The 22,509-nt window shown below is 44.1% G+C and carries 16 protein-coding genes and 1 pseudogene; 2 read left to right on the top strand and 15 right to left on the bottom strand.

Annotated features, from left to right (window positions below; translation table 11 throughout):
• Positions 1-195: 195 nt before the first annotated feature.
• Together HMPREF9189_RS11110 and strH are read left to right on the top strand one after the other, a co-directional pair.
• Positions 196-912, top strand: a complete 717-nt coding sequence (locus HMPREF9189_RS11110; protein WP_001007185.1) for a GntR family transcriptional regulator — start codon at positions 196-198, stop codon at positions 910-912.
• A 294-nt stretch (positions 913-1,206) separates the two neighbouring features.
• Positions 1,207-5,238 carry an LPXTG-anchored beta-N-acetylhexosaminidase StrH gene (strH, locus tag HMPREF9189_RS11105; RefSeq protein WP_000764176.1) on the top strand — a complete coding sequence of 1,344 codons (4,032 nt, stop codon included), beginning with the start codon at positions 1,207-1,209 and terminating at the stop codon, positions 5,236-5,238.
• A 57-nt stretch (positions 5,239-5,295) separates the two neighbouring features.
• Here strH and purB read toward each other — a convergent pair whose 3' ends face one another.
• The 15 genes and pseudogenes from purB to comB all read right to left on the bottom strand — a co-directional run bounded on the left by purB (position 5,296) and on the right by comB (position 22,503).
• Positions 5,296-6,594: an adenylosuccinate lyase gene (gene purB, locus HMPREF9189_RS11100; protein WP_000572899.1), complete on the bottom strand. Its 1,299-nt coding sequence runs from the start codon at positions 6,592-6,594 to the stop codon at positions 5,296-5,298.
• 68 nt (positions 6,595-6,662) lie between these two features.
• Positions 6,663-7,238 carry a hypothetical protein gene (locus HMPREF9189_RS11095; RefSeq protein ID WP_001292086.1) on the bottom strand — a complete coding sequence of 192 codons (576 nt, stop codon included), beginning with the start codon at positions 7,236-7,238 and terminating at the stop codon, positions 6,663-6,665.
• A 1-nt stretch (position 7,239) separates the two neighbouring features.
• Positions 7,240-8,169: a hypothetical protein gene (locus HMPREF9189_RS11090; RefSeq protein ID WP_000451751.1), complete on the bottom strand. Its 930-nt coding sequence runs from the start codon at positions 8,167-8,169 to the stop codon at positions 7,240-7,242.
• An 82-nt stretch (positions 8,170-8,251) separates the two neighbouring features.
• Entirely contained in the window at positions 8,252-8,479 is a 228-nt protein-coding gene (locus HMPREF9189_RS11085; protein WP_000590470.1) for a hypothetical protein, read from the bottom strand.
• 9 nt (positions 8,480-8,488) lie between these two features.
• Positions 8,489-9,580, bottom strand: a complete 1,092-nt coding sequence (gene purK, locus HMPREF9189_RS11080; protein ID WP_000099049.1) for a 5-(carboxyamino)imidazole ribonucleotide synthase — start codon at positions 9,578-9,580, stop codon at positions 8,489-8,491.
• On the bottom strand, positions 9,567-10,058 hold the full coding sequence (purE, locus tag HMPREF9189_RS11075) for a 5-(carboxyamino)imidazole ribonucleotide mutase (protein WP_000165788.1): 492 nt from the start codon (positions 10,056-10,058) through the stop codon (positions 9,567-9,569). The genes purK and purE overlap by 14 nt, the downstream gene beginning before the upstream one ends.
• Before the next feature lie 34 nt (positions 10,059-10,092).
• A pseudogene (locus HMPREF9189_RS12645) lies at positions 10,093-10,206 on the bottom strand (phosphoribosylaminoimidazole carboxylase); the annotation flags it as partial.
• Between the two features lie 264 nt (positions 10,207-10,470).
• A complete protein-coding gene (purD, locus tag HMPREF9189_RS11070; protein WP_000772233.1) occupies positions 10,471-11,736 on the bottom strand; it encodes a phosphoribosylamine--glycine ligase in 1,266 nt (421 codons plus the stop codon).
• 121 nt (positions 11,737-11,857) lie between these two features.
• Positions 11,858-13,405, bottom strand: a complete 1,548-nt coding sequence (gene purH, locus HMPREF9189_RS11065) for a bifunctional phosphoribosylaminoimidazolecarboxamide formyltransferase/IMP cyclohydrolase (RefSeq protein WP_000166531.1) — start codon at positions 13,403-13,405, stop codon at positions 11,858-11,860.
• A gap of 15 nt (positions 13,406-13,420) precedes the next feature.
• Entirely contained in the window at positions 13,421-13,966 is a 546-nt protein-coding gene (gene purN, locus HMPREF9189_RS11060; RefSeq protein ID WP_000717477.1) for a phosphoribosylglycinamide formyltransferase, read from the bottom strand.
• Positions 13,963-14,985 (bottom strand): phosphoribosylformylglycinamidine cyclo-ligase, encoded by a 1,023-nt coding sequence (gene purM / locus HMPREF9189_RS11055; RefSeq protein WP_000182564.1) that lies wholly within the window; start codon positions 14,983-14,985, stop codon positions 13,963-13,965. Before purM ends, purN begins: the two co-directional genes overlap by 4 nt.
• Positions 14,986-15,029: 44 nt before the next feature.
• Positions 15,030-16,472, bottom strand: a complete 1,443-nt coding sequence (gene purF, locus HMPREF9189_RS11050; RefSeq protein WP_000220654.1) for an amidophosphoribosyltransferase — start codon at positions 16,470-16,472, stop codon at positions 15,030-15,032.
• Between the two features lie 12 nt (positions 16,473-16,484).
• A complete protein-coding gene (locus HMPREF9189_RS11045; protein WP_000361221.1) occupies positions 16,485-20,210 on the bottom strand; it encodes a phosphoribosylformylglycinamidine synthase in 3,726 nt (1,241 codons plus the stop codon).
• A 66-nt stretch (positions 20,211-20,276) separates the two neighbouring features.
• Entirely contained in the window at positions 20,277-20,984 is a 708-nt protein-coding gene (purC, locus tag HMPREF9189_RS11040) for a phosphoribosylaminoimidazolesuccinocarboxamide synthase (RefSeq protein ID WP_000043308.1), read from the bottom strand.
• Positions 20,985-21,153: 169 nt separating this feature from the next.
• Positions 21,154-22,503, bottom strand: coding sequence for a competence pheromone export protein ComB (gene comB, locus HMPREF9189_RS11035; protein WP_000801573.1), 1,350 nt, complete (start codon positions 22,501-22,503; stop codon positions 21,154-21,156).
• Positions 22,504-22,509: the final 6 nt, after the last annotated feature.

Genomic DNA, 22,509 nt, shown 5'->3' with positions numbered 1-22,509 from the left:
TACCAAAATTATCTAAAAATAGCATGAAAGCGATATTTTAATGTATGATAATTCACAAGGTTATAAAATGGAATTTTTTACATGTAACATAACATTTTTAGTCTATTATTTTAATTTTTTTTTACCTAAATACTACTATTTTGTCTGTATTTGTGGTAAAATCAAGGTTGGAGAAAGAGAATCGAGGTGAAATTTATGGCTATTCCTAAATACCAATATATTAAAGATGAATTAAAAAACAAAATCATCTCTGGTCAATTTGCAAGTGGAGATAAATTTTATACAGAAGCAGAATTGATCGCGATGTATGATGTTAGTTCAATCACTGTTGTGCGTGCTTTGAATGACCTTGCAAAAGACGGCTATATTGTCCGCCAACAAGGGAAAGGGACTTTCGTTTCACGTGCCCGCAAGCACAAACTCGTTGAATTTTCAGATGTCGAAATCTTTGAAACAAAAGATGATAAAGTTACTGTCCTTTCTATCGAGCGCGGAAACAAGCTTGAGTACCTAGAGAAACTTGGATTACGTGGAGATCAGTTCTACTACAAAATTGAACGTACCCGTCAAACAAATGGCGTAACTTACATCTACCACACATCTTATATTCCTGAACAATACATCAATGCCAACTATCCAAATCTTGACTATTATAGTTCTATCTATAAACGCTTCAAATTGGATTACCGCATTCACATGAACGATGAACATTTTGAGGAAATCAACGAAATCGCATTCCCAACACCAGAGCATGCTGCTTCTGTACTCGGAATCGATACACAATTTCCAACTGTCTTCCAAACGAAGACTACTAAACTTGAGGCTACTGGCCAAGTCCTCGCCTATAGTGAAACGTATAAGCGAGCAGACTACTACAAAATTAAATTCCTCTCATGTAATCGAGGTCATTAAGAGAAAGCTTGAGCCCAGCTCAGGCTTTTTCTATATTCATTATAGCACGAGAAAGAGGTTGTGAGAACGCTATGAAGGGTTCTTATTTAATTAGTAGCGTTTTTACTAAAAACAAGTTAAATATTCGCTTTCTCTTTCTTATTTCTGGAAATAATTTTCTTCTAAATCTTATGATTTCCTCTATTTATTATAGTTCTTATATAAACCCACTTGACATTTTACTCCTTAGATAATAAAATAAAATCGGTTTTATGTAAACGCTATCATACATAATAATAACAAGGAGGTTTTGTCATGAAACTAGAAAAGAAACAGCGCTTCTCCATCCGTAAATACGCGGTTGGGGCAGCTTCTGTACTTATAGGATTTGCTTTTAGCGCACAAGTCGTATCTGCCGACGGGATTACTCCAGCTCCAACAGCTGAAGAAACTGTCCAAACGATTCAGGAGAGTCCTCAAGCAGTCAAAGAAGCTGTAGACTCCAAGGTTCCAGAAAAACTGGAAGAAAAGGCTGGCAAGCCTGTAAAAGAGGAGGTCAAAGAAGACAAGGAGGCTCCTCGAACAGTTGCTCCAAAAACAGAAGAGTCAAGCGCACCAGTTGTGACAGAAAATGCTAGTCCAACTCCTACTGCCGAGAAAGAAAGCCCTGCCCCAGCTGAGACTCCTGCCGAAAGTACTCCTTCAGAAAAGAAAAATGAAGCCGTCACACCTGCAGTAGCCACTCCTAGCATGGAACGAGCAACTCAGGTAAATGAAAAACTGGCAAAACGAAAAATGATCTCAATCGACGCTGGACGCAAGTACTTCTCTCCAGACCAACTCAAAGAAATCATCGACAAAGCCAAACACTACGGTTATACTGATCTTCATCTACTAGTTGGAAATGACGGCATGCGTTTCATGCTGGACGACATGACGATCAAAGCCAATGGCAAAACCTATGCAAGTGACGATGTCAAACGTGCACTTGAAAACGGAACCGATGCCTACTACAAGGATCCAAACGGCAACTATTTGACAGAAAGTCAGATGACGGACTTGATCAACTATGCTAAAAACAAAGGCATTGGTCTCATCCCAACTGTAAACAGCCCTGGTCACATGGATGCGATTTTGCATGCCATGAAAGAACTAGGCATCCAAAAACCGAACTTCAACTACTTTGGTAAGGAATCTGCTCGTACCGTTGACCTTGATAACAAGGAGGCTGTTGCATTTACCAAAGCTCTGATCGACAAGTATGCTGCTTACTTCGCTGGCAAATCTGACATCTTCAACATCGGGCTAGACGAGTACGCCAATGATGCTACAGATGCTAAAGGCTGGAGCGTTCTTCAAGCCTATAAATGGTATCCAGAAGATGGATTCCCAGACAAGGGTTATGAGAAATTTATCGCCTACGCCAATGACCTTGCTCGCATCGTCAAATCTCACGGTCTCAAACCAATGGCCTTTAACGATGGTATCTACTACAATAGCGACACTAGCTTTGGAACCTTTGACAAAGACATCATCGTTTCTATGTGGACTGGTGGATGGGGCGGATACGACGTCGCTTCTTCTAAACTTCTAGTTGAAAAAGGCCACCAAATCCTTAATACCAACGATGCTTGGTACTACGTCCTCGGACGAAATGCCGATGGCCAAGGCTGGTACAACCTCGACCAAGGACTCAATGGTATCAAGAACACTCCAATCACTTCTGTACCAAAATCTGATGGGGCTACTATCCCGTTCATCGGGGGTATGGTAGCTGCTTGGGCGGATACCCCATCTGCACGCTATTCACCATCACGCCTCTTCAAACTCATGCGTAGCTTCGCAAATGCCAATGCTGAATACTTCGCAGCTGACTATGAGTCTGCTGAGCAAGCTCTGAAAGAAGTCCCAACAGACCTTAACCGCTATACTGCAGAAAGTGTCGCAGCTGTCAAAGAAGCTGAAAAAGCCATTCGCTCACTCGATAGCAACCTCAGTCGCGCCCAACAAGACACCATTGATCAAGCAATCGCGAAACTCCAAGAAGCTGTCAGCAATTTGACCTTCACACCAGAAGCTCAAAAAGAAGAAGACGCAAAACGTGAAGTTGAAAAACTTGCCAAGAACAAGGTAATCTCCATCGATGCCGGACGTAAGTACTTCACGCTCGACCAACTCAAACGCATCGTAGACAAGGCGAGCGAGCTCGGCTACTCTGATGTGCACCTTCTCCTAGGAAATGACGGACTTCGCTTCCTCCTTGATGACATGACCATCACGGCTAACGGAAAAATTTATGCAAGTGATGATGTCAAGAAGGCCATCATCGAAGGAACAAAAGCTTACTACGATGATCCAAACGGAATCACTCTTAGTCAAGCTGAAATCACTGAATTGATCGAGTACGCAAAATCAAAAGGCCTCGGACTCATCCCAGCGATCAACAGCCCAGGTCACATGGATGCCATGCTCGTTGCTATGGAAAAATTAGGCATCGCAAACCCTCAAGCTAATTTTGATAAAGTCTCCAAAACAACCATGGATCTCGAAAACGAAGAGGCGATGAACTTTGTTAAAGCCCTCATCGGTAAGTACATGGACTTCTTTGCAGGCAAGACTAAGATCTTTAACTACGGTACAGACGAATACGCTAATGACGCTACCAATGCTCAAGGCTGGTACTACCTCAAATGGTATGGACTCTATGGCAAGTTTGCTGAGTACTCTAACACCCTTGCTGCCATGGCCAAAGAAAGAGGCCTTCAACCAATGGCCTTCAACGATGGTTTCTACTATGAAGACAAAGATGATGTTGAGTTTGACAAGGATGTCATCATCTCTTACTGGTCTAAGGGATGGTGGGGTTACAACCTTGCAACGCCTCAGTACCTAGCAAGCAAAGGCTACAAATTCCTCAACACCAACGGAGACTGGTACTACATTCTCGGCCAAAAACCAGAAGATGGTGGTGGCTTCCTCAAAAAAGCTCTCGAAAATACCGAGAAAACTCCATTCAATCAACTAGCATCAACTAAATACCCTGAAGTTGACCTTCCTACTATTGGTAGTATGCTTGCTATCTGGGCAGATAGACCAAGTGCTGAGTACAAGGAAGAAGAAATCTTTGAACTCATGACTGCCTTCGCGGATCACAACAAAGACTACTTCCGCGCTGACTACAATGCTCTCCGTGAGGAGCTTGCTCAAATCCCTACTAACTTGGAAGGATACAGCAAAGAAAGTCTCGATGCTCTAAATGCAGCTAAAGAGGCTCTCAACTACAACCTCAATCGCAGCAAACAAGCCGAGTTAGACGCTCTCGTAGCCAAACTCAAGGCAGCCCGCCTAGGCCTCAAACCAGCGGCAACTCACTCAGGAAGCCTCGATGAAAATGAACTAGCTGCCAATGTTGAAACCAAACCTGAACTCATCACAAGAGCAGAAAAGATTCCATTTGAGGTCATCAAGAAGGAAAATCCGAATCTCCCAGCTGGTCAGGGAAAGATCATTACACCAGGTGTAGAGGGCGAACGCACTCATTACATATCTGTCCTTACTGAAAATGGAAAACAAACAGAAACTGTTCTAGATAGCCAAGTGACCAAAGAACCTGTGACACAAGTGGTTGAAATCGGTGCCCCTATTACTCACAAAGGAGATGAACACGGTCTTGCTCCAGCCGCAGAAGCAAAACCTAGACTGGACATCCAAGAGGAAGAGATTCCGTTCACTACCGTGACACGTGAAAATCCACTCTTGCTCAAAGGGAAGACTCAAGTCCTTACCAAAGGTGTTAACGGTCGTCGCAGTCATTACTACTCTGTAAGCACTACTGCTGATGGCAAAGAAGTGAAGACTCTTGTCGATAGCCTTGTAACGCAAGAAGCAGTGACACAAGTCATTGAAGTCGGAACCCTTGTTACCCATGTAGGGGATGAACACGGTCTTGCCCCAGCCGCAGAAGCAAAACCTAGACTAGACATCCAAGAAGAAGAGATTCCTTTCACTACCGTGACACGTGAAAATCCGCAATTGCCAAAAGGACAAAGTCAAGTCGTCGTTACTGGTGTAAATGGTCGTCGTACGATTTTCTACTCTGTCAGCACTACTGCTGACGGCAAGGAAGAAAGAACTCTTGTCAATAGTGCGGTATCGCAGGAAGCGGTCGCTCAGGTTGTCGAAGTCGGAACTGCCGTTGAGAAAGCTGAGCAAGCTGAAGCAACTACTAGCAAAGCAGATGAAAAACAACTCCCTGCAACAGGAAGTCAAGACTCTGTAGGCTTGGTCGCAGCAGGACTCATGGCCACACTAGCAGCTTACGGACTCACTAAGAAAAAAGAAGATTAACACCCTTCGATAAGCATATAAAAAAGCGAGATTGAATCTCGCTTTTTATTGTTAGGATTAATCACCCAGTCCGATACGTTCAAAGATATCATCCACTCGTTTGGTGTAGTATGCAGGGTTGAAGATTTCATCAATTTCATCTTGAGTGAGGCGTGATGTCACTTCTGGATCTGCTTCGAGAAGCGGTTTGAAGTCTACTTGGTTGTCCCAAGAGTAGGCCGTTTTTGGTTGCACCAAGTCATAGGCTTGCTCACGTGTCATACCTTTTTCGATCAAGGTCAACATAGCACGTTGGCTAAAGATAAGACCAAACGTAGAGTTCATGTTGCGAATCATGTTTTCTGGGAATACCGTCAAGTTCTTGACGATATTTCCAAAGCGGTTGAGCATGTAGTCGATCAAAATGGTTGTATCTGGTGTGATGATACGTTCAGCTGATGAGTGGGAAATATCACGTTCGTGCCAGAGAGCGACGTTCTCATAGGCTGTCACCATATGACCACGGATAACACGCGCCAAACCTGTCATGTTCTCAGAACCGATAGGATTGCGTTTGTGAGGCATTGCTGAAGAGCCTTTTTGACCTTTGGCAAAGAACTCTTCTACTTCACGTTGTTCAGACTTTTGCAGACCACGGATTTCCGTTGCCATACGTTCGATTGAAGTCGCGATGCTAGCAAGAACCGCAAAATACTCAGCGTGAAGGTCACGAGGAAGCACCTGTGTAGAGATTTCTTGGGCACGGATACCCAGTTTGTCGCAGACATATTGCTCAACAAATGGTGGGATGTTAGCGAAATTCCCAACCGCACCCGAAATCTTACCGGCTTCCACACCAGCAGCTGCATGCTCGAAACGCTCGATATTGCGCTTCATTTCGCTGTACCAAGTCGCCAATTTAAGACCAAAAGTTGTAGGTTCAGCGTGCACACCGTGGGTACGCCCCATCATGATGGTGAACTTGTGCTCCTTAGCCTTATCAGCGATGATATTGGTAAAGTTTTCAAGGTCACGACGGATGATATCGTTGGCCTGCTTGTAAAGATAACCGTAGGCCGTATCCACCACGTCGGTAGAAGTCAACCCATAGTGAACCCACTTGCGCTCTTCACCAAGAGTCTCAGAAACCGCACGCGTGAAAGCCACCACATCGTGGCGAGTTTGCTGCTCAATCTCCAAAATACGGTCGATGTCAAAGTCAGCCTTTTCACGAATCAAAGCCACATCTTCCTTAGGGATTTCCCCCAACTCAGCCCATGCCTCGTCAGCCAAGATTTCCACCTCAAGCCAAGCACGGTATTTATTTTCTTCACTCCAAATATTCGCCATCTCAGGGCGAGAGTAACGTTCGATCATGTTTATCTTATCCTTTTTCTATTTTCTTGAAAATCTAGTATAGATTATCATACTCTTTAATAATGTTTTCATTCTTCAAGTTTATCTAGCTCATCATTAACTTTTATTGAAATATCATCCAAATGTACAGTTACTAAAAACCATAAATTTAATAAGCCTGCAATAACTAAGCTATAAAAAAATAAATTTAGTATTTCTTTAACTATAAAGGGGAAAGTTATATCAATTAAACTACTTATCAAAGCGAAAATTGATATAATCAACCAAAGAAATGAGGCTGTTATATATGGAGTAATTGTTCTATAAAATAAATCCCCCCTTTGTAGAGTGTCTTTATCTTTTGAATCACAATAATTAAACATTGCAACTAAATCTTCTGTGCTAAAAAGATTTCTTGTGGCATTAAGCATGGTTACTGCAAAAGAAAGTCCTGTCACTCCTGGAAATATGAAACTAGAAAAACTTATCCATTGAATTTGAATACAACTGAAAATCTGAGACAATAATCTAAGAATAAATATCGATATAGAAATTAATACCCAGCTACAAATTAACCACTTTGGAAAAATTTGTTTTTTCCAAACACGAGACACAATTTTAAATTTATTTATCTCTACTCTATTAAATTTTTCTAGTTCAGACATATTAATCCTCCCTAATACTTTTTCTTAAAATTGTATTTTCAATAATATTTTTACCTCTAGCAAAAATAGAAGACAAATAGCCTTTTTCTGCATCTACTTTTGTCTCATCCTCAATTTCTAATTCGTTAAACGTTTCCCCCTGAGCCGCTTTATATTTTGTCTCAATTCTAGCAGCTCTTAAAGCTTTCCCTCTATCCAGTGCAGGGTGTCCATTAGGGTATACTTTCGTAACTATAATTTCTCTATACTTTCCTGGTTTAATTTTGAAATCGTCATAAACTAAATTTACAGAAACACTACCGATATCTGTTATATTTTTAAAATTATTAATTTTATCTTCAATTTCACTAACAATAGAATTTAGTTCATTCACAATATCATCAGTAATTAGCATCGATACAGGAATATAAATCCATTCACATGAAGTATCATAGTAAAAATTAATCACCCTTATATCTTCAGAATTATAAAATAAAAATTTTTCAATCCTATTAACTCTATCAATATAAGTTATTCCCATTTGTATTTCCGAAATTTTACCCTTAGAAAATGATGATACCTTGATTTCTTCTGAATTTTTTAAAAATGGAAAAGTTATAAATAGTTCATCTATTTTTGCTTTAAGCATTGACCTTAAGTACATATAGGTTTTACTATAGACAATCTCACCACTATCTTCAAAAATAGCCACAACATTGTAATATTCAGAAATCAACTTTTCTCTATATCGCAGTATTTCTTGATACAATTTAGATTTTTTTATTGATTCAATATCATTAGTTATTCTGTAACCTATAATCCCTTTGTCTTCATCTAACCTATCAAAAATCATGTTTAAAGAATTTGGAATGACGGTCTCTAATAAATTTGTTTCTTCATACAAATCTAGCACTGTAGGTTCTACATTTAACTTTGCAACAAAAACTTCCATTATTTTAAACTCTCTATTTTCTATCTACAACGTTAATTTCTCTATCATTTATACTAACTTACCCACTATAAAATCGTAAAGATTACTCAAACTCCTCTTTCCCAATAAGCACGGATGGGTAGTGAGGTAATTCGTTGAGATTTGTATCCATAGGCAAATCATAAATTGCTAAATAGTTTTCGGGGTATTGAGCAACTAGCTCTTCATACTTGGCTTTCACTTTTTCGTGATTGTTACTAGCAAACAAGACTTCTACAACAGCTCCAGTCTTATCCTTTTCAACAAATGCATTTACGATTATTTTAATCATAGACTTTACCTAAAAATCAATCCCTTCCCCAAATTCAACCACACTATCCGGCACATCACTAAACAAAGTCACATGTCCCATCTTGCGGTTGTGCTTCGCTTCTATTTTACCATACATGTGGAGGTGGGCGCTTGGATTTTCTGTGACATATTTTTCAGCGACCTCGACGTGTTGGCCGAGTACGTTGAGCATGACAGCAGGCGCATGCAGTTTAATAGCTGGCAATGGTGCTCCCAGAACACCGAGAATATGGGTATCAAACTGAGAGAAGTCACAGGCTTCGATAGAGTAGTGCCCTGAGTTATGCGGACGTGGAGCAATTTCGTTGACAATGATATCATCAGCTGTCGCAAACATTTCCACACAAAGGGTTCCAGACAGATTCAGTTGTTCTGCGATTCGTACTGCCATCGCTTTGGCTTTTTCGGCTAGACTTTCTGAAATGCGAGCTGGAACAATGGTCTTAGAGAGGATGTTGTTGCGGTGGATATTTTCCTGAACCGGGAAGACTGTCACATCCTTGCCATTTCCTGATACGATGACAGAAATCTCAAGGTCGAAATTGACAAATTCTTCCAAGACACAGTCTGCTGAATCAGCTAGAGCGTAGGCTTCTTCCAAATCTTCTGCTGAGCGAATGACCTTTTGCCCATGCCCATCGTAGCCACCAGTCGCAGTCTTTAGGACATAATTTTTAGAAAGGTCCATATCTGCCAAATCTTGGCTTGAGGCCACAACCTTGTAAGGTGCAACAGTGACTTTGGCCTTGTTTGAAAGGAAGTCTTTCTCAAAGATCCGGTTTTGGGAGATGCGAAGCAGGTCGGTCCCTTGAGGGAGTTGTCCATCCTTGATGACAGCATCCAGACCGTCAGCATCGACATTTTCAAACTCATAGGTAAGGACATCGCATCGCTCAGCTAACTGACGGAGGGCTTCCACATCGTTATAAGGAGCCACGATGATTTCCGCCACGCGAGAGGCTGGGCAATCCGCCGCAGGATCCAGCGCGATAACCTTGTGCCCCATGTAGATAGCAGAAATGGCCATCATCTGACCCAGCTGACCACCACCGATAATTCCGATTGTTTTAGATGAGCTCATTGGTAGACTCCTCTGCGATTTTTCCTTGCTCTTCTGCGAAATCAGCCAATGCTGTCGCGATAGCCTGATCCTCTACTGACAGGAGACGGAGGGCAAAGAGGGCTGCGTTAGTCGCTCCAGCTTCCCCGATAGCCATAGTCGCAACAGGCACGCCACCCGGCATCTGTACGATAGAGTAGAGCGAATCCACGCCACTAAGAGCGCGCGACTTGACCGGTACCCCGATGACAGGAAGGGTTGTTTTCGCTGCGACCATACCTGGCAAATGGGCTGCGCCACCTGCACCCGCGATGATGACCTTGATGCCACGGCTACGAGCTTCTTCAGCATGTCTGAACATGAGGTCTGGTGTACGGTGGGCAGAGACAACTTTCTTTTCGTAAGCTACACCGAAGCGGTCAAGGACTTCTGCTGTTTTTTGCATGGTTGCCCAGTCGGATTTTGAGCCCATGATGATGGAAATTACTGGTTTAGTCATAATATTCCTTTTCTTTCCTTTCTTTTTTCAATCTCCTTAAGTTGTGAGGGACGGCAGCAGCCACCAAAGGTGTCTCATGCCTAAATCGGAAGCCCAAGGTCTTCCGATTTCCCTGAACGATTGGCTTATAAGCCAATCGTTCTTTCACAACGGCGGTGATTGCTCTATACTAGCTTGCTAACGCTCGCAAACCATACGACCATTAACGTATTTTGTGAATTTTTATTTTTCTTTTTAATAATCGTCTAATGTAATGCGGACGTAAGCGAACGCTTGTGGCGTTCCATTACTAAAACTGGAGCCTGAGTCTCTAGTTTTCCGCTCCTAGTAGCTTTGCTACTCGGAGTTCCACTACTGCGACCATTATCTTACTTTGGCTCGCTTTCGCTCGCCACGATAAATTTAGTAGCTGTTAATCTTTTATGGCCTTGCTTCCGATATCGGTTCGGTAGAAGAGGCCTTCTGTTTTTTGTTGGGCGAGTTCTTGGTAGATGGTTTCTTGGGCTTCTTTAACGGTGTCTGCTGTGGTGACAAGCATATAGACACGTCCGCCATTTGATAGCAATGCTCTGCTATTTTCCGCAAACTTAGCCCCTGCATAGTAGGTGATGATATTGCCTTCTGTCTTAGTTGGCAACTCGACACCCTTTGCATAATCTAGCGGATAGCCCTTGGATGCAACAACCACACCCAGAGTCACACCCTTGTTCGTCCACGTGATCTTCGGCTCCTTGCCATTGAGAATATCCGTGATATTTTGTGCAAAGTCAGATGTCAAACGAGGCAAGATGATTTGCGTTTCTGGATCTCCAAAACGAGCGTTGAACTCGATGACTTTAGGACCATCAGCTGTCAGGATAAGCCCCGCGTAAAGGACACCAAGATACGGACGACCTTCTTTGATCATCCCTTCAAGAACTGGCTTGACAATAGTCTCAACCGCCGTATCAACCACGCTCTGTGGCAAGTGAGGAACTGGCGCATAAGCTCCCATACCACCCGTGTTAGGGCCCTTGTCGCCGTCATAGGCACGTTTATGGTCCTGAGCCGTTGGCATGATGTAGAACTTGTCCCCATTGACAAAGGCAAAGAGAGAGAACTCTTCTCCGTCAAGGAATTCCTCGATGACCACTCGCGCCCCCGAGTCACCGAACTTATTGTCTAAAAGCATCTCGTGAGTGGCTTCGACCGCTTGCTCAACTGTCTCAGCAACGACAACACCTTTCCCGAGCGCCAAGCCATCCGCCTTGACAACGATAGGAGCGCCTTTCTCCTCGATATAAGCCTTGGCCTCCTCGAAATCTGAAAATGTGCCATAGGCTGCTGTCGGAACGTCATATTTGACCATGATTTCCTTAGCAAAATCCTTGGACCACTCCAGCTCCGCTGCAGCCCTAGTCGGACCAAAAGCCTTGAGCCCAGCTTTGTTAAAATCATCCACGATACCAGCAGCAAGGGCATCATCTGGCCCGATGAAGGTCCAAGCAATATCGTTGGCCTTTGCAAACTCAATTAACTTAGAATGTTCGGAAATAGAGATATTTACCAATTCCAGACCATCCAGAGTCATTCCGTCATTTCCAGGAGCTACAAAGACATTTTCAACGTCTTTTGATTCAAGCAACTTCTTAGCAATCGCATGTTCACGACCACCCGAACCGACAACTAACAGCTTCATCTCTCAACCTCTTTTGCGAATTATTTACTAACATTATATCATAAACGTTCGCTTTAATCTCGTTTCACTTAGTGTTTTAAACTAAAAAAGGAAAGAAACTGTTTTCTTCCCTTTTGTCTTCTTAATGTCTAAAATGTCTTACTCCTGTGAAGACCATAGTCAAGCCGTATTTGTCAGCAGCTTCAATAGACTCTTGGTCACGCACAGACCCACCTGGTTGGATGATGGCCTTGATTCCTGCTTTGGCGATTTCTTCCACGTTATCCGCAAATGGGAAGAAGGCATCTGAAGCAAGAACTGCGCCGTCAAGACGGTCTTTGGCTTGATCGATGGCGATGCGAACAGAGGCCACACGGTTAGTTTGACCTGGGCCAACGCCAAGTGTCATGTGGTCGTTGGTTACGATGATACCGTTTGATTTGACATACTTGATAGCCTTCCAAGCGAACTCGAGGGCGGTTGCTTCTGTCTCTGTTGGTTGTCGTTTGGTCACCACTTGCCAGTCAGCTGGGCTTTCCTTGACCACGTCTTGATTTTGCACCAGAAGTCCACCTACTACGCCTGTGTACTCAGCCTCTACTTCACTCGCTTCTTGAGCATCAAATGGCAAGGCAAGGATACGCAAGTCTTTCTTTTTATTGGTCAAAATAGCTAGCGCTTCATCTGTATAGCTTGGCGCAATGATGATTTCAAGGAAAACGCCGTGCATCTTCTCAGCTGTCGCAGCATCCACCTCACGGTTGAGAACGACAATCCCACCGAAGATAGAGACTGGGTCTGACTCATAAGCGTAGTCCCAAGCAGTCTCGATGTCATCAGCCTGACCGATTCCACATGGGTTCATGTGTTTGAGAGCCACAACGGTTGGACGGTCTTTGAAGTCACGGATAATACGAATGGCAGCATCCGCATCACGGATATTGTTGAAGGACAATTCCTTACCGTTAAGCTGTTTGGCTGAAGCAATGGAGTAATCTGTCGGCAAGGCTTTTTGGTAAAAGTCTGCATCCTGTTGAGGATTTTCCCCATAGCGCATTGGTTGCTTGAGGTCGTAGGTCAAAGTGAGTTTTTCAGGTTTTTCTTCACCCACTTGAGCTGTGAAGTATTCTGCAATCAAGGCATCATAAGCCGCTGTGTGACGGAAAACTTTAGCCGCCAAACGTTGCCGTGTTTCGTAAGTCGTTTCGCCATTGGCTGACAACTCGTCCAAAACCACAGCATAGTCCGCAGGATCCACCACAACTGTTACGCTAGCATGGTTCTTCGCTGCTGAACGAAGCATAGATGGCCCACCGATGTCAATATTTTCCACTGCATCAGCGTAAGTTACGTCTGGTTTGAGAATCGTTTCCTTGAAGGGATAGAGATTGACCACCACAAGGTCAATCAATTCGATATTATTGCTCTTTGCAGCTTCCAAGTGACTATCCAAGTCCCGACGAGCCAAGAGCCCACCGTGGATATTTGGGTGAAGGGTCTTGACACGACCGTCCATCATTTCTGGAAAACCAGTCACATCATCGATCGCAATGGTCTCCACCCCAGCATTATCAAGGGCAACCTTGGTACCACCTGTCGAGATAATATCCCAACCAATTTTTTTGAGTTCTTGGGCAAATTCAACAATGCCCGCTTTGTCTGAGACGCTGATTAAGGCGCGTTTAGTCATGTTATTTCCTTTCATTTACTTATCCAACAATTCTCTAATAACCTCTGGATACAACTTGTACTCAGCCTCATGAATGCGAGCTTCAAAGCTTTCGATGTCATCATCAGCGAGCCTTGGCACACGAACTTGTTTGATGACCTTGCCTGTATCCACACCGGAGTCCACCCAGTGAATGGTCACGCCACTCTCAGCGACACCAGCATCCCAAGCATCCTCAATCCCATGAGCTCCTGGAAATTCTGGCAGGTAGGCCGGATGAATGTTGATAATTCGACCTTCATAAGCCGCCAATAAGGTTGGGCCGACGATTTTCATATAACCCGCCAAACAAACCAAGTCAATCTGGTGTTCTTCCAAGAGCTCGACAAGAGCTGCTTCGTAGTCCGCCTTGTTCTCAAACTCCTTGAGTTCAAAAGCATAGGACAGGACGCCGAGCTTGTCTGCACGTTCCAGCACATAGGCGTCACGATGGTCTGAAAAAACAAACTCCACCGGAAATTCTTCGGCAATCACCTGAAAATTTGAGCCATTACCAGAGGCAAAAACCGCTATTTTTTTCATTTGATGATGACACTTTCGTTTTCTTTCTTGACGATGCGACCAATTTCATAGACTGGTTCATCCAGCAATTCCTTGACTCGACCTACATTTTCAGGGCTAACTGCCAACATGAGGCCCACACCCATATTGAAGATTTCAAACATTTCTTCGTGCTTGATCTGACCGTATTTTTCAAGAGCTTTGAAAATCGGAAGCACTGGAACTTTGCTTTCCTCAATCTCTGCAGCCAAGTCATCAGCAAACATACGAGGGACATTTTCGATAAAGCCACCACCTGTGATGTGAGCAATACCGTTGACCAACTCTTCCTTGATGAGCGGCAAAACAGCCTTGACATAGATACGAGTCGGCTCAAGAAGAACCTCCTTGAGTTTCTTGCCTTCCAATTCTGGCAAGACTTCCTCACCTGTATAGTCGGCAAAAACACGACGCACGAGTGAGTAACCATTGGAGTGAATCCCACTTGAAGCAAGTCCGAGAAGAACATCGCCTTCTGCCACCTTTGAGCCGTCAATAATTTGAGATTTTTCAGCCACACCGACCGCAAAACCAGCCAAGTCGTAGTCATCTGCGCCATACATACCAGGCATTTCAGCTGTTTCCCCACCGATGAGGGCAGCGCCTGCCTGCACACAACCTTCTGCCACACCAGCAACGACTTGTTCTAGTTTAGCTGGTTCATTCTTCCCTGTCGCCACATAGTCGAGGAAATAGAGGGGCTCCGCACCTGCAGCGATAATGTCATTAACACACATGGCAACACAGTCCTGCCCAATCGTGTCATGCTTGTCGTACTTGATAGCCAGCATGAGCTTGGTTCCGACACCGTCAGTTCCTGAGATCAAGACGGGCTCTTTGACACCTGTTTTTGAAAGGTCAAACATGCCACCGAAACCACCTAGAGCTCCCATGACACCTGCACGCTCCGTACGAGCCACGTGCTTTTTGATCCGCTCAACAACTTCATAACCCGCTTCAACATCCACACCAGACTGAGCGTATGCATTCTTATTTGTCATCTTTGTCTCCTCTTCCTTTCCTTTAATGGAGAGTCTTTATCCGTCTATTTGTAAAAACTGGTCTTTTCTTCCAAACTTCTTTGATAGTCTTCTTCATAGTCGTAGAGAGGCGTTGGGTAGTCACCGTCAAAGTAAGCGACACAGAGACCACCGTTCGGCGCATCTGTTTCGATGCCGATAGAATCAATCAAGCCATCAATCGAAAGATAAGTCAGGCTATCCGCACCAATGATTTGGCAGGTTTCTTCTACCGTATGATTGGCTGCAATCAGCTCCTGACGCGTCTGGATATCAATCCCGTAGAAGCATGGATAAGCTAGCGCTGGACTGCCAATAGCAACGTGAACCTCGGACGCACCTGCTTCTTTCAAGAGCTGAACGATACGGCGAGAGGTTGTCCCACGAACAATGGAATCATCAATCATAACCACACGTTTGCCTTTGACAACACCCGAAACGGCAGACAGTTTCATCCGTACCCCTTGCTCCCGCAATTCTTGAGTCGGTTGGATAAAGGTGCGTTGCGTGTATTGGTTCTTGATGAGACCCATTTCATTTGGCAGACCAGACTCCTCCGCAAAGCCCATAGCTGCGCTGAGTGAGGAATTGGGTACACCAACTACGATATCCGCATCATGCTTGAATTCACGCGCCAATTGAGCACCCATACGTTTACGAGCCGTATGGACATTGACTCCATGGATATTGGAGTCAGGGCGGGCAAAGTAGATATACTCCATAGAGCAAATCGCGAGCTGAGTATCATTTGTGTAGCTATCATACTGGATACCATTATCATCGATAATGACAATTTCCCCTGGCTTCACATCGCGAATCCACTCTGCACCAATAACTTCAAAAGCACAAGTTTCAGAGGAAACGACAACTGCTCCATTAGCCATTTTTCCGATAGAAAGAGGACGGAAGCCGTTTGGGTCAAGGGCTGCAATTAACTTATCCTCAAACATCAAGATGTAGGCGAAACCACCTTTGACCAGGCTGAGTGCTTCTTTGATTTTCCCCATCAAACTAGGATTATGACTACGGCGAATCAAGTGAGCCAAGATTTCTGAATCTGAGGTAGAGCTGAAAATCGCTCCTCTTTGCTCTAGTTCTTTCTTGAGGGATGCTGCATTGGTTAGGTTCCCATTATGAGCCAAGCCAAACTGCATATCGTGAAAACGGAAGAGGAAGGGCTGGATGTTATCCACAGAAGCCTCGCCAGCAGTCGCATAACGCACATGCCCAATCGCACCAGTTCCCGTCAATTTATCCAAATTAGCTGGATTTCTGAAGACTTCTGAAAGAAGGCCCATATCACGATGGCGCTTCAATTGCCCCTGATCATTGGAGAGGATCCCTGCCCCCTCCTGACCACGGTGCTGAAGACTGTGGAGCCCAAAATAGGTCAATTTGGCAGCATCTGGATGGCCCCAGATACCAAAAACACCACATTCTTCATTAAGAGATTTTACTTCGTATGTCATTTTTTATACCTTTTATTTCCCTGTGAAATAACGCACCGCCGACGCGAACAGGTGCTGATCTTTATTCCCTGGGATGTTTTGGAAAAGACCGTCTTCATAACGTTCTGAGTGGCCCATCTTACCAATGATTTGACCGTTCTTGCTGATAATTCCTTCGATGGCGTTGACTGAACCATTTGGATTGTACTTAGAGTCCATACTTGGTTTGCCGTCAAAGTCCACGTATTGGCTAAAGATTTGACCATTGTCGCGGAGCTCTGCTAATTCCTCAGCTGTCACGACAAACTTCCCTTCACCGTGCGATACTGGAATGGCATGGATATCGCCCACTTGTACTCCAGCCAACCATGGTGAGTTGGTATTGGCAATGCGGGTTTCCACCATCTTGGCCACGTGTTGGTTGGCATCATTGTAGAAGAGGGTTGGGCTAGTACTAGTGGCATCTTCAAAGTTCCCGTATGGAAGAAGACCTGATTTGACGAGGGCTTGGAATCCATTACAGATACCGATAATCAAGCCACCACGAGCGATAAAGTTATCAATGGCTGCACGCACTTTTTCATTGAGAAGGATGTTGACGATAAACTTAGCTGAACCATCTGGCTCGTCCGCAGCTGAGAATCCACCTGCAAAGAAGAGAATGTTTGCCTTGCCGATATTGTCAACCATGGTTTCAACCGACTTGACAATAGCCTCTTCATTCAAGGTCACAAATGGCACCAAGTTGACCTCTGCACCTTCTTTTTCGAAGGCCTTTGCTGAATCATATTCTGAGTTGGTTCCTGGGAAGACTGGGATGTAAACGACCGGTTTTTCAATAGTTTCTTTGGCTTTTACAACTACTTTAGAATCGACAGCTGGAACTTCTTCCAGTTCTTTAGCTTGGGCAAATTCTGTTGGGTAAACTTCTTCCAGTTTTCCTTGGAAGGCACTGTCAAGTTTCTGTCCATCTAGCTTCACACCGTTGACAATCAGTGTAAAGTCTGCTTTCGTTTGACCAATCTTCTCGACTCCAACAATTTCTTCAGGGGAGGTGAAGATAAATCCGCCTAGCTGAGCTGTCAAAGCCGTTTCGAGTTCAGGCAAGAGCACCTCTGCACCGATATGATTTCCAAAAGTAGCAAGAGCCAAGCTTTCAAGGACACCACCATATTTAACAGCTGATGCGGATGTTACTTTGTGTTCAGCTTGTATGGCTTCAAAGTGAGCAAAGTTAGACTTAATCAAGTCAAAATCAATCTCTTGTGCCAAGGATTGACCTGGGATGTAGTAGATGTTTTCACCAGCAGTCTTGAACTCAGGAGAAAGCACCTTACGGCTATCTGCTGTTGTCACCCCAAAGGCAACCAAGGTTGGCGGTACAGTCAATTCTTCAAAAGTACCAGACATGGAGTCCTTACCACCGATAGATGGCAAACCAAGTTGGATTTGTGCTTCGATAGAACCTAGAAGAGTGGCTACTGGCTGACCAAAACGTTCTGCTTGTTTGTCCATACGCTCGAAGTACTCTTGGTAAGAGAATCGAGCCTTGGACCAGTTTGCACCAGTAGCAACCAAACGAGCGGTTGCTTCGATGACTGCATAGGCTGCTCCGTGGTATGGAGACCATTCTGCTATATAAGGGTTAAAGCCTTGGGCCATAACAGACGCAGTATGAGTCACACCGTGTTGAACTGGCAATTTCTGCACAGAAGCCTCAGTCGGTGTCAATTGGTAACGACCGCCAAGTGGGTGATTGACCGTAGAACGACCGACCGAGCAGTCAAAGATGGTCTGCAAGCCTTTTTGACTGGCATGGTTCAAATCAGACAGAACCGCAAGGGTATCCGCTTCAAGTGTCTCTGAATTTGTTGTACGTTCTTCTGGGAGTTTGGCATCCTTGTCCACAACCTTGGCATCAACGACTACACGCACACCATTGGTATCAAGGAAACGGCGTTCTAAGTCCACAATTGTCTCACCATTCCAGTGCATGACTAGATTTGGTTTTTCAGTCACTGTCGCGACCACAACAGCATCAATATTTTCTTTATTACATTCTGCAACGAAGGCATCTACATCCTCAGGACGAACCACCACAGCCATCCGTTCTTGTGATTCAGAGATGGCAATTTCTGTACCGTTCAAACCTTGGTATTTAAGAGGAACCTTGTTGAGGTCAATTTCAAGACCGTCTGCCAATTCACCGATAGCTACACAGACACCACCTGCACCAAAGTCGTTAGATTTCTTGATAAGACGAGTGACAGCGCCATTACGGAAAAGACGTTGAATCTTGCGTTCTTCGATAGCATTCCCTTTTTGAACCTCAGCTCCAGCTGTCTCTACAGACTCAACTGTTTGAACCTTAGAAGAACCTGTCGCACCACCGACACCATCACGTCCAGTCTTACCACCGAGAAGGATAATAACATCGCCCGCTTCCGGTTTTTCACGAACGACATTGCCCTTAGGTGCCGCACCGACAACGGCACCAAGTTCCATACGTTTGGCCACAAAGCCTGGGTGGAAGTATTCACGAACGTAGGTCGTCGCAAGCCCAATCTGATTCCCGTAAGAAGAATAACCATGAGCAGCGGTTTTAGAAATAACTTGTTGTGGCAATTTACCAGTGCGAGTTTCTGAAATCGGAGCTGTAATATCACCTGCACCTGAGATACGCATGGCTTGGTAAACGTAGGAACGGCCTGACAACGGGTCACGAATGGCACCACCGATACAGGTAGCAGCACCACCAAATGGCTCAATTTCCGTTGGGTGGTTGTGAGTTTCGTTTTTAAACATGAGGAGCCAAGGTTCCTTGACACCATCAACGTCCACTTCTATTTCGACCGAGCAGGCATTGATTTCGTCAGACACCTCCATATCGTCCAAACGTCCATTAGCACGCTCATAACGACCGAAAATAGTCGCCATATCCATCAAGGTTTGTGGTTTCTCCGAACGCCCCAACTCATCACGCATGGCAATATACTTGTCATAAGTCGCTTGCAATTGCTTTTGGAATTTAGAAGCTGAGAAATCAATGTGTTTCAACTCGGTCTCAAAAGTCGTGTGACGGCAGTGGTCAGACCAGTAAGTGTCCAAAACCTTGAGCTCCGTCTCAGTTGGCACGCGCCCGATTGACTTGAAGTAGTCTTGGATAAAGAGCAAATCGTCCACTTCCATGGCCATCCCTTGCTCTGCCTTGTAGCGGGCAAAGTCTTCTGCTGTATAGCTTTCAAAGAAAGTCAATTTTGGAATGGTCTTGTCTGACTCTGAAAATTCCTGTTTGGCAATCCCTGTCGCGATGTCCTTAAAACGAGAATCCACTGGATTGAGCAGGTAGTTCTTGACCGCTTCTAACTCAGCAGCATCAATATCTTTATTAACCAAGTAAAGTTGGGCTGTATTGACCATAACATCACTCGAACTTCCCAGCAAAAGCAAGGCTTCCTGTGAAGAAGCTGCACGCTGGTCAAACTGACCAGGCAGGCTTTCAATGGCAAAGAAAGCATAGTTAGCAAGATCTGCTTGCACAGCCGCTTCATCCAAGACATGGTCTGTCACCTGCTCAGAGAAGATGTGCTTCTCTGCAGGTGCAAACAAGTCCTCTGCTAAATCAAAGACATCATAAACTTGCACAATGCGAATACTTTTTAAGGTTGAAAGCCCCAAGTTGTGCTGGAGTTCTCTTACCAAACTCTCTGACTTGACCTGAAAATCAGCCTTTTTCTCAACAAAAATACGTTTATCCATCAATTCTTATTCCTTTATTTCAGCTCTTGCAATGTTCCCAACGACCTTGAGAGTATTGCAAACAGATTATTTCAAACCCTGCAATTTCTCCCAGACAATCTCGTAAACGTCTGTTAGTTCTCCCAATCCCCGACGGAAAACATCCTTGTCCATGTGATTGCCATCTGCATCCCACAAACGGCAGTTATCTGGTGAAAATTCGTCTGCCAAGATAATCTTGCCATCCTTGTCAAAACCGAATTCTAGCTTAAAGTCAATCAATTTAAGACCAATCTCAGCAAACCAAGCCTTCAAAAGTTTATTGATACGACGGGTTTCTTCCTTCAAGTAAGCAATCTGCTGGTCATCCGCAATTTTAAGGAATTTCACATGCTCGTCATTGATAAAGGGATCATCCAAATCATCATTTTTATAGTAAAATTCGACAATCGGAGTCTCAAATGCGATACCTTCTTCTACGCCAAAACGTTTTGAAAAGGAACCAGCTGTGTAGTTGCGGAGCACGACTTCCAAAGGAATGATTTCCACCTTTTTATTGAGTTGTTCTGTATCTGAAAGCTTCTCCACAAAGTGAGTTGCTACACCAGCCACATTTAATTTCTCAAAAATAAAAGATGAAATCTGATTATTTAACACTCCCTTGCCCGCAATCTGCTCCTTCTTGACACCGTTGAAGGCAGTCGCCTGGTCCTTGTAAGTTGAAATAATGAGATTTTCATCCTCAGTTGTATAGATATCCTTGGCTTTTCCCGAATAGATTAGTTGTTTTGACATTTTAAAGTTCGCCTTTCGTTTTACTTGAGCACATTCTAACATAAAAGCATGAAAAATTCAAGATTTTTACGAATAAATAACGTTTTTCCTATTTTAAGCGTAAAGAAAAACTGCAAGATAAGCTCCTCTTACAGTTTTAAAATCATTTATCCTCTGAAAAACACGAATATTACCCTTTATTCAAAAACTGATCCCAAAAATAACGGAGATAGCTTTTCTTTCCTGTAATCATCTGCAGGCGACCTTCTAAGCCATAGCGAAGTGTTGAAGCTTGCTCAGAAGTCAGATGGGTCTCCACCTCAATTTTAAAGAAATTACCCTTTTCAGTCTTTGTAGCTGTCGCATCAATACTTGTAATCGTGGAATCCAGGAAAATTTGATTCTTGGCATCATTAGTCGTAGTATAACGGACAGAGTCCCCAATCTTGACTCTAGCAACATCTTTTGAACTGAGATAGGCTGTGAGTTTGGTTTTTCCTTCTTTTTCCAAAGATGGGTAGAGTTGGGCTAGCAAGGTTCCTTCTGCGACCATCGTAGATTCACTGGTCTCAGGATTAAGGTGAAGCACCCCATCCTCACTCGCCGTAATTTTCCCCTTGTCTAGAAGATTTCCCTGTACCTTCTTGCCTGACTCTGCCTCCAAGATTTTCTGGTCTAGAAGGGTCAATTCCTGACCAACCTTAGCCAAGTGTTGTGATTTGAGGGATTCCAATTGACTGCTTAAACCAGACGCATAGGCTTGCTGGGTTCCGGAACCTGCATACTGGACACGGTAAGTAGCAAGACTGGATTCTAACTGAGAAAGCTGTGCTTCAACCTGTGCAACAGCCTGAGCCTTAGCTTGCGGATTTTCCTCCCTCTGAGACTTGTAGGACTGGTAGAGAGAGTAGGCTAGATTCTGACTGGTCAAGGAAGCACCTGTTTCAATAGCTGACTTAGCTGTCTGGTAATCGCGAATTTTAGCCTCTGTTTGACTGATGAGGTTCCCGATTTCAGCTTGGGTTTGACTTGCTGCTGCATTCTGGGACGCGATGGTCTCATTTTGCTGAGAAACATTGCTCCTAAGACCATTCGCTTGGCTGAGATAGTCTCGAAACATCTCCTGATATCCAAACTTATCCGCCTCTGGAAATTGATCACTCCCCTCTTTCAAACTGGATTGCAAATAACCCAACTGCTTTTTTTGATCCTTTAACATCTCCAATTGACTGGCATATGCTTCGACCTGGACAGCCTCCGCCCCTTGCTGGTACTCAACGAGTAGTTCGCCTTGCTTGACCAACTTGTTTTCTTCCAGATAGTTGGCCACAATCCGTTGATTGCTAGTTGACTGGATGTTGGCAATGATCCGACTAGGTTCGACAGTCGCTCTGGTAGACAAACTAATCTCTTTCTCTGCAAAAACTGCAAATCCTAGTAAAAACACGAACAGAAGTGACATAGGTAAAATCACGCGACTGGAAAAATTATGGTAACGGCGATGGTAAAACTCCGCACTTTCTAAAAATTCTGGTTTCATCTTCTC

It is taken from the genome of Streptococcus sp. oral taxon 071 str. 73H25AP, assembly GCF_000146755.1.
Taxonomy (GTDB): domain Bacteria; phylum Bacillota; class Bacilli; order Lactobacillales; family Streptococcaceae; genus Streptococcus; species Streptococcus oralis_T.
Note: the sequence above shows the minus strand (reverse complement) of the source record. Positions and strands in the feature narration are given on the sequence as shown.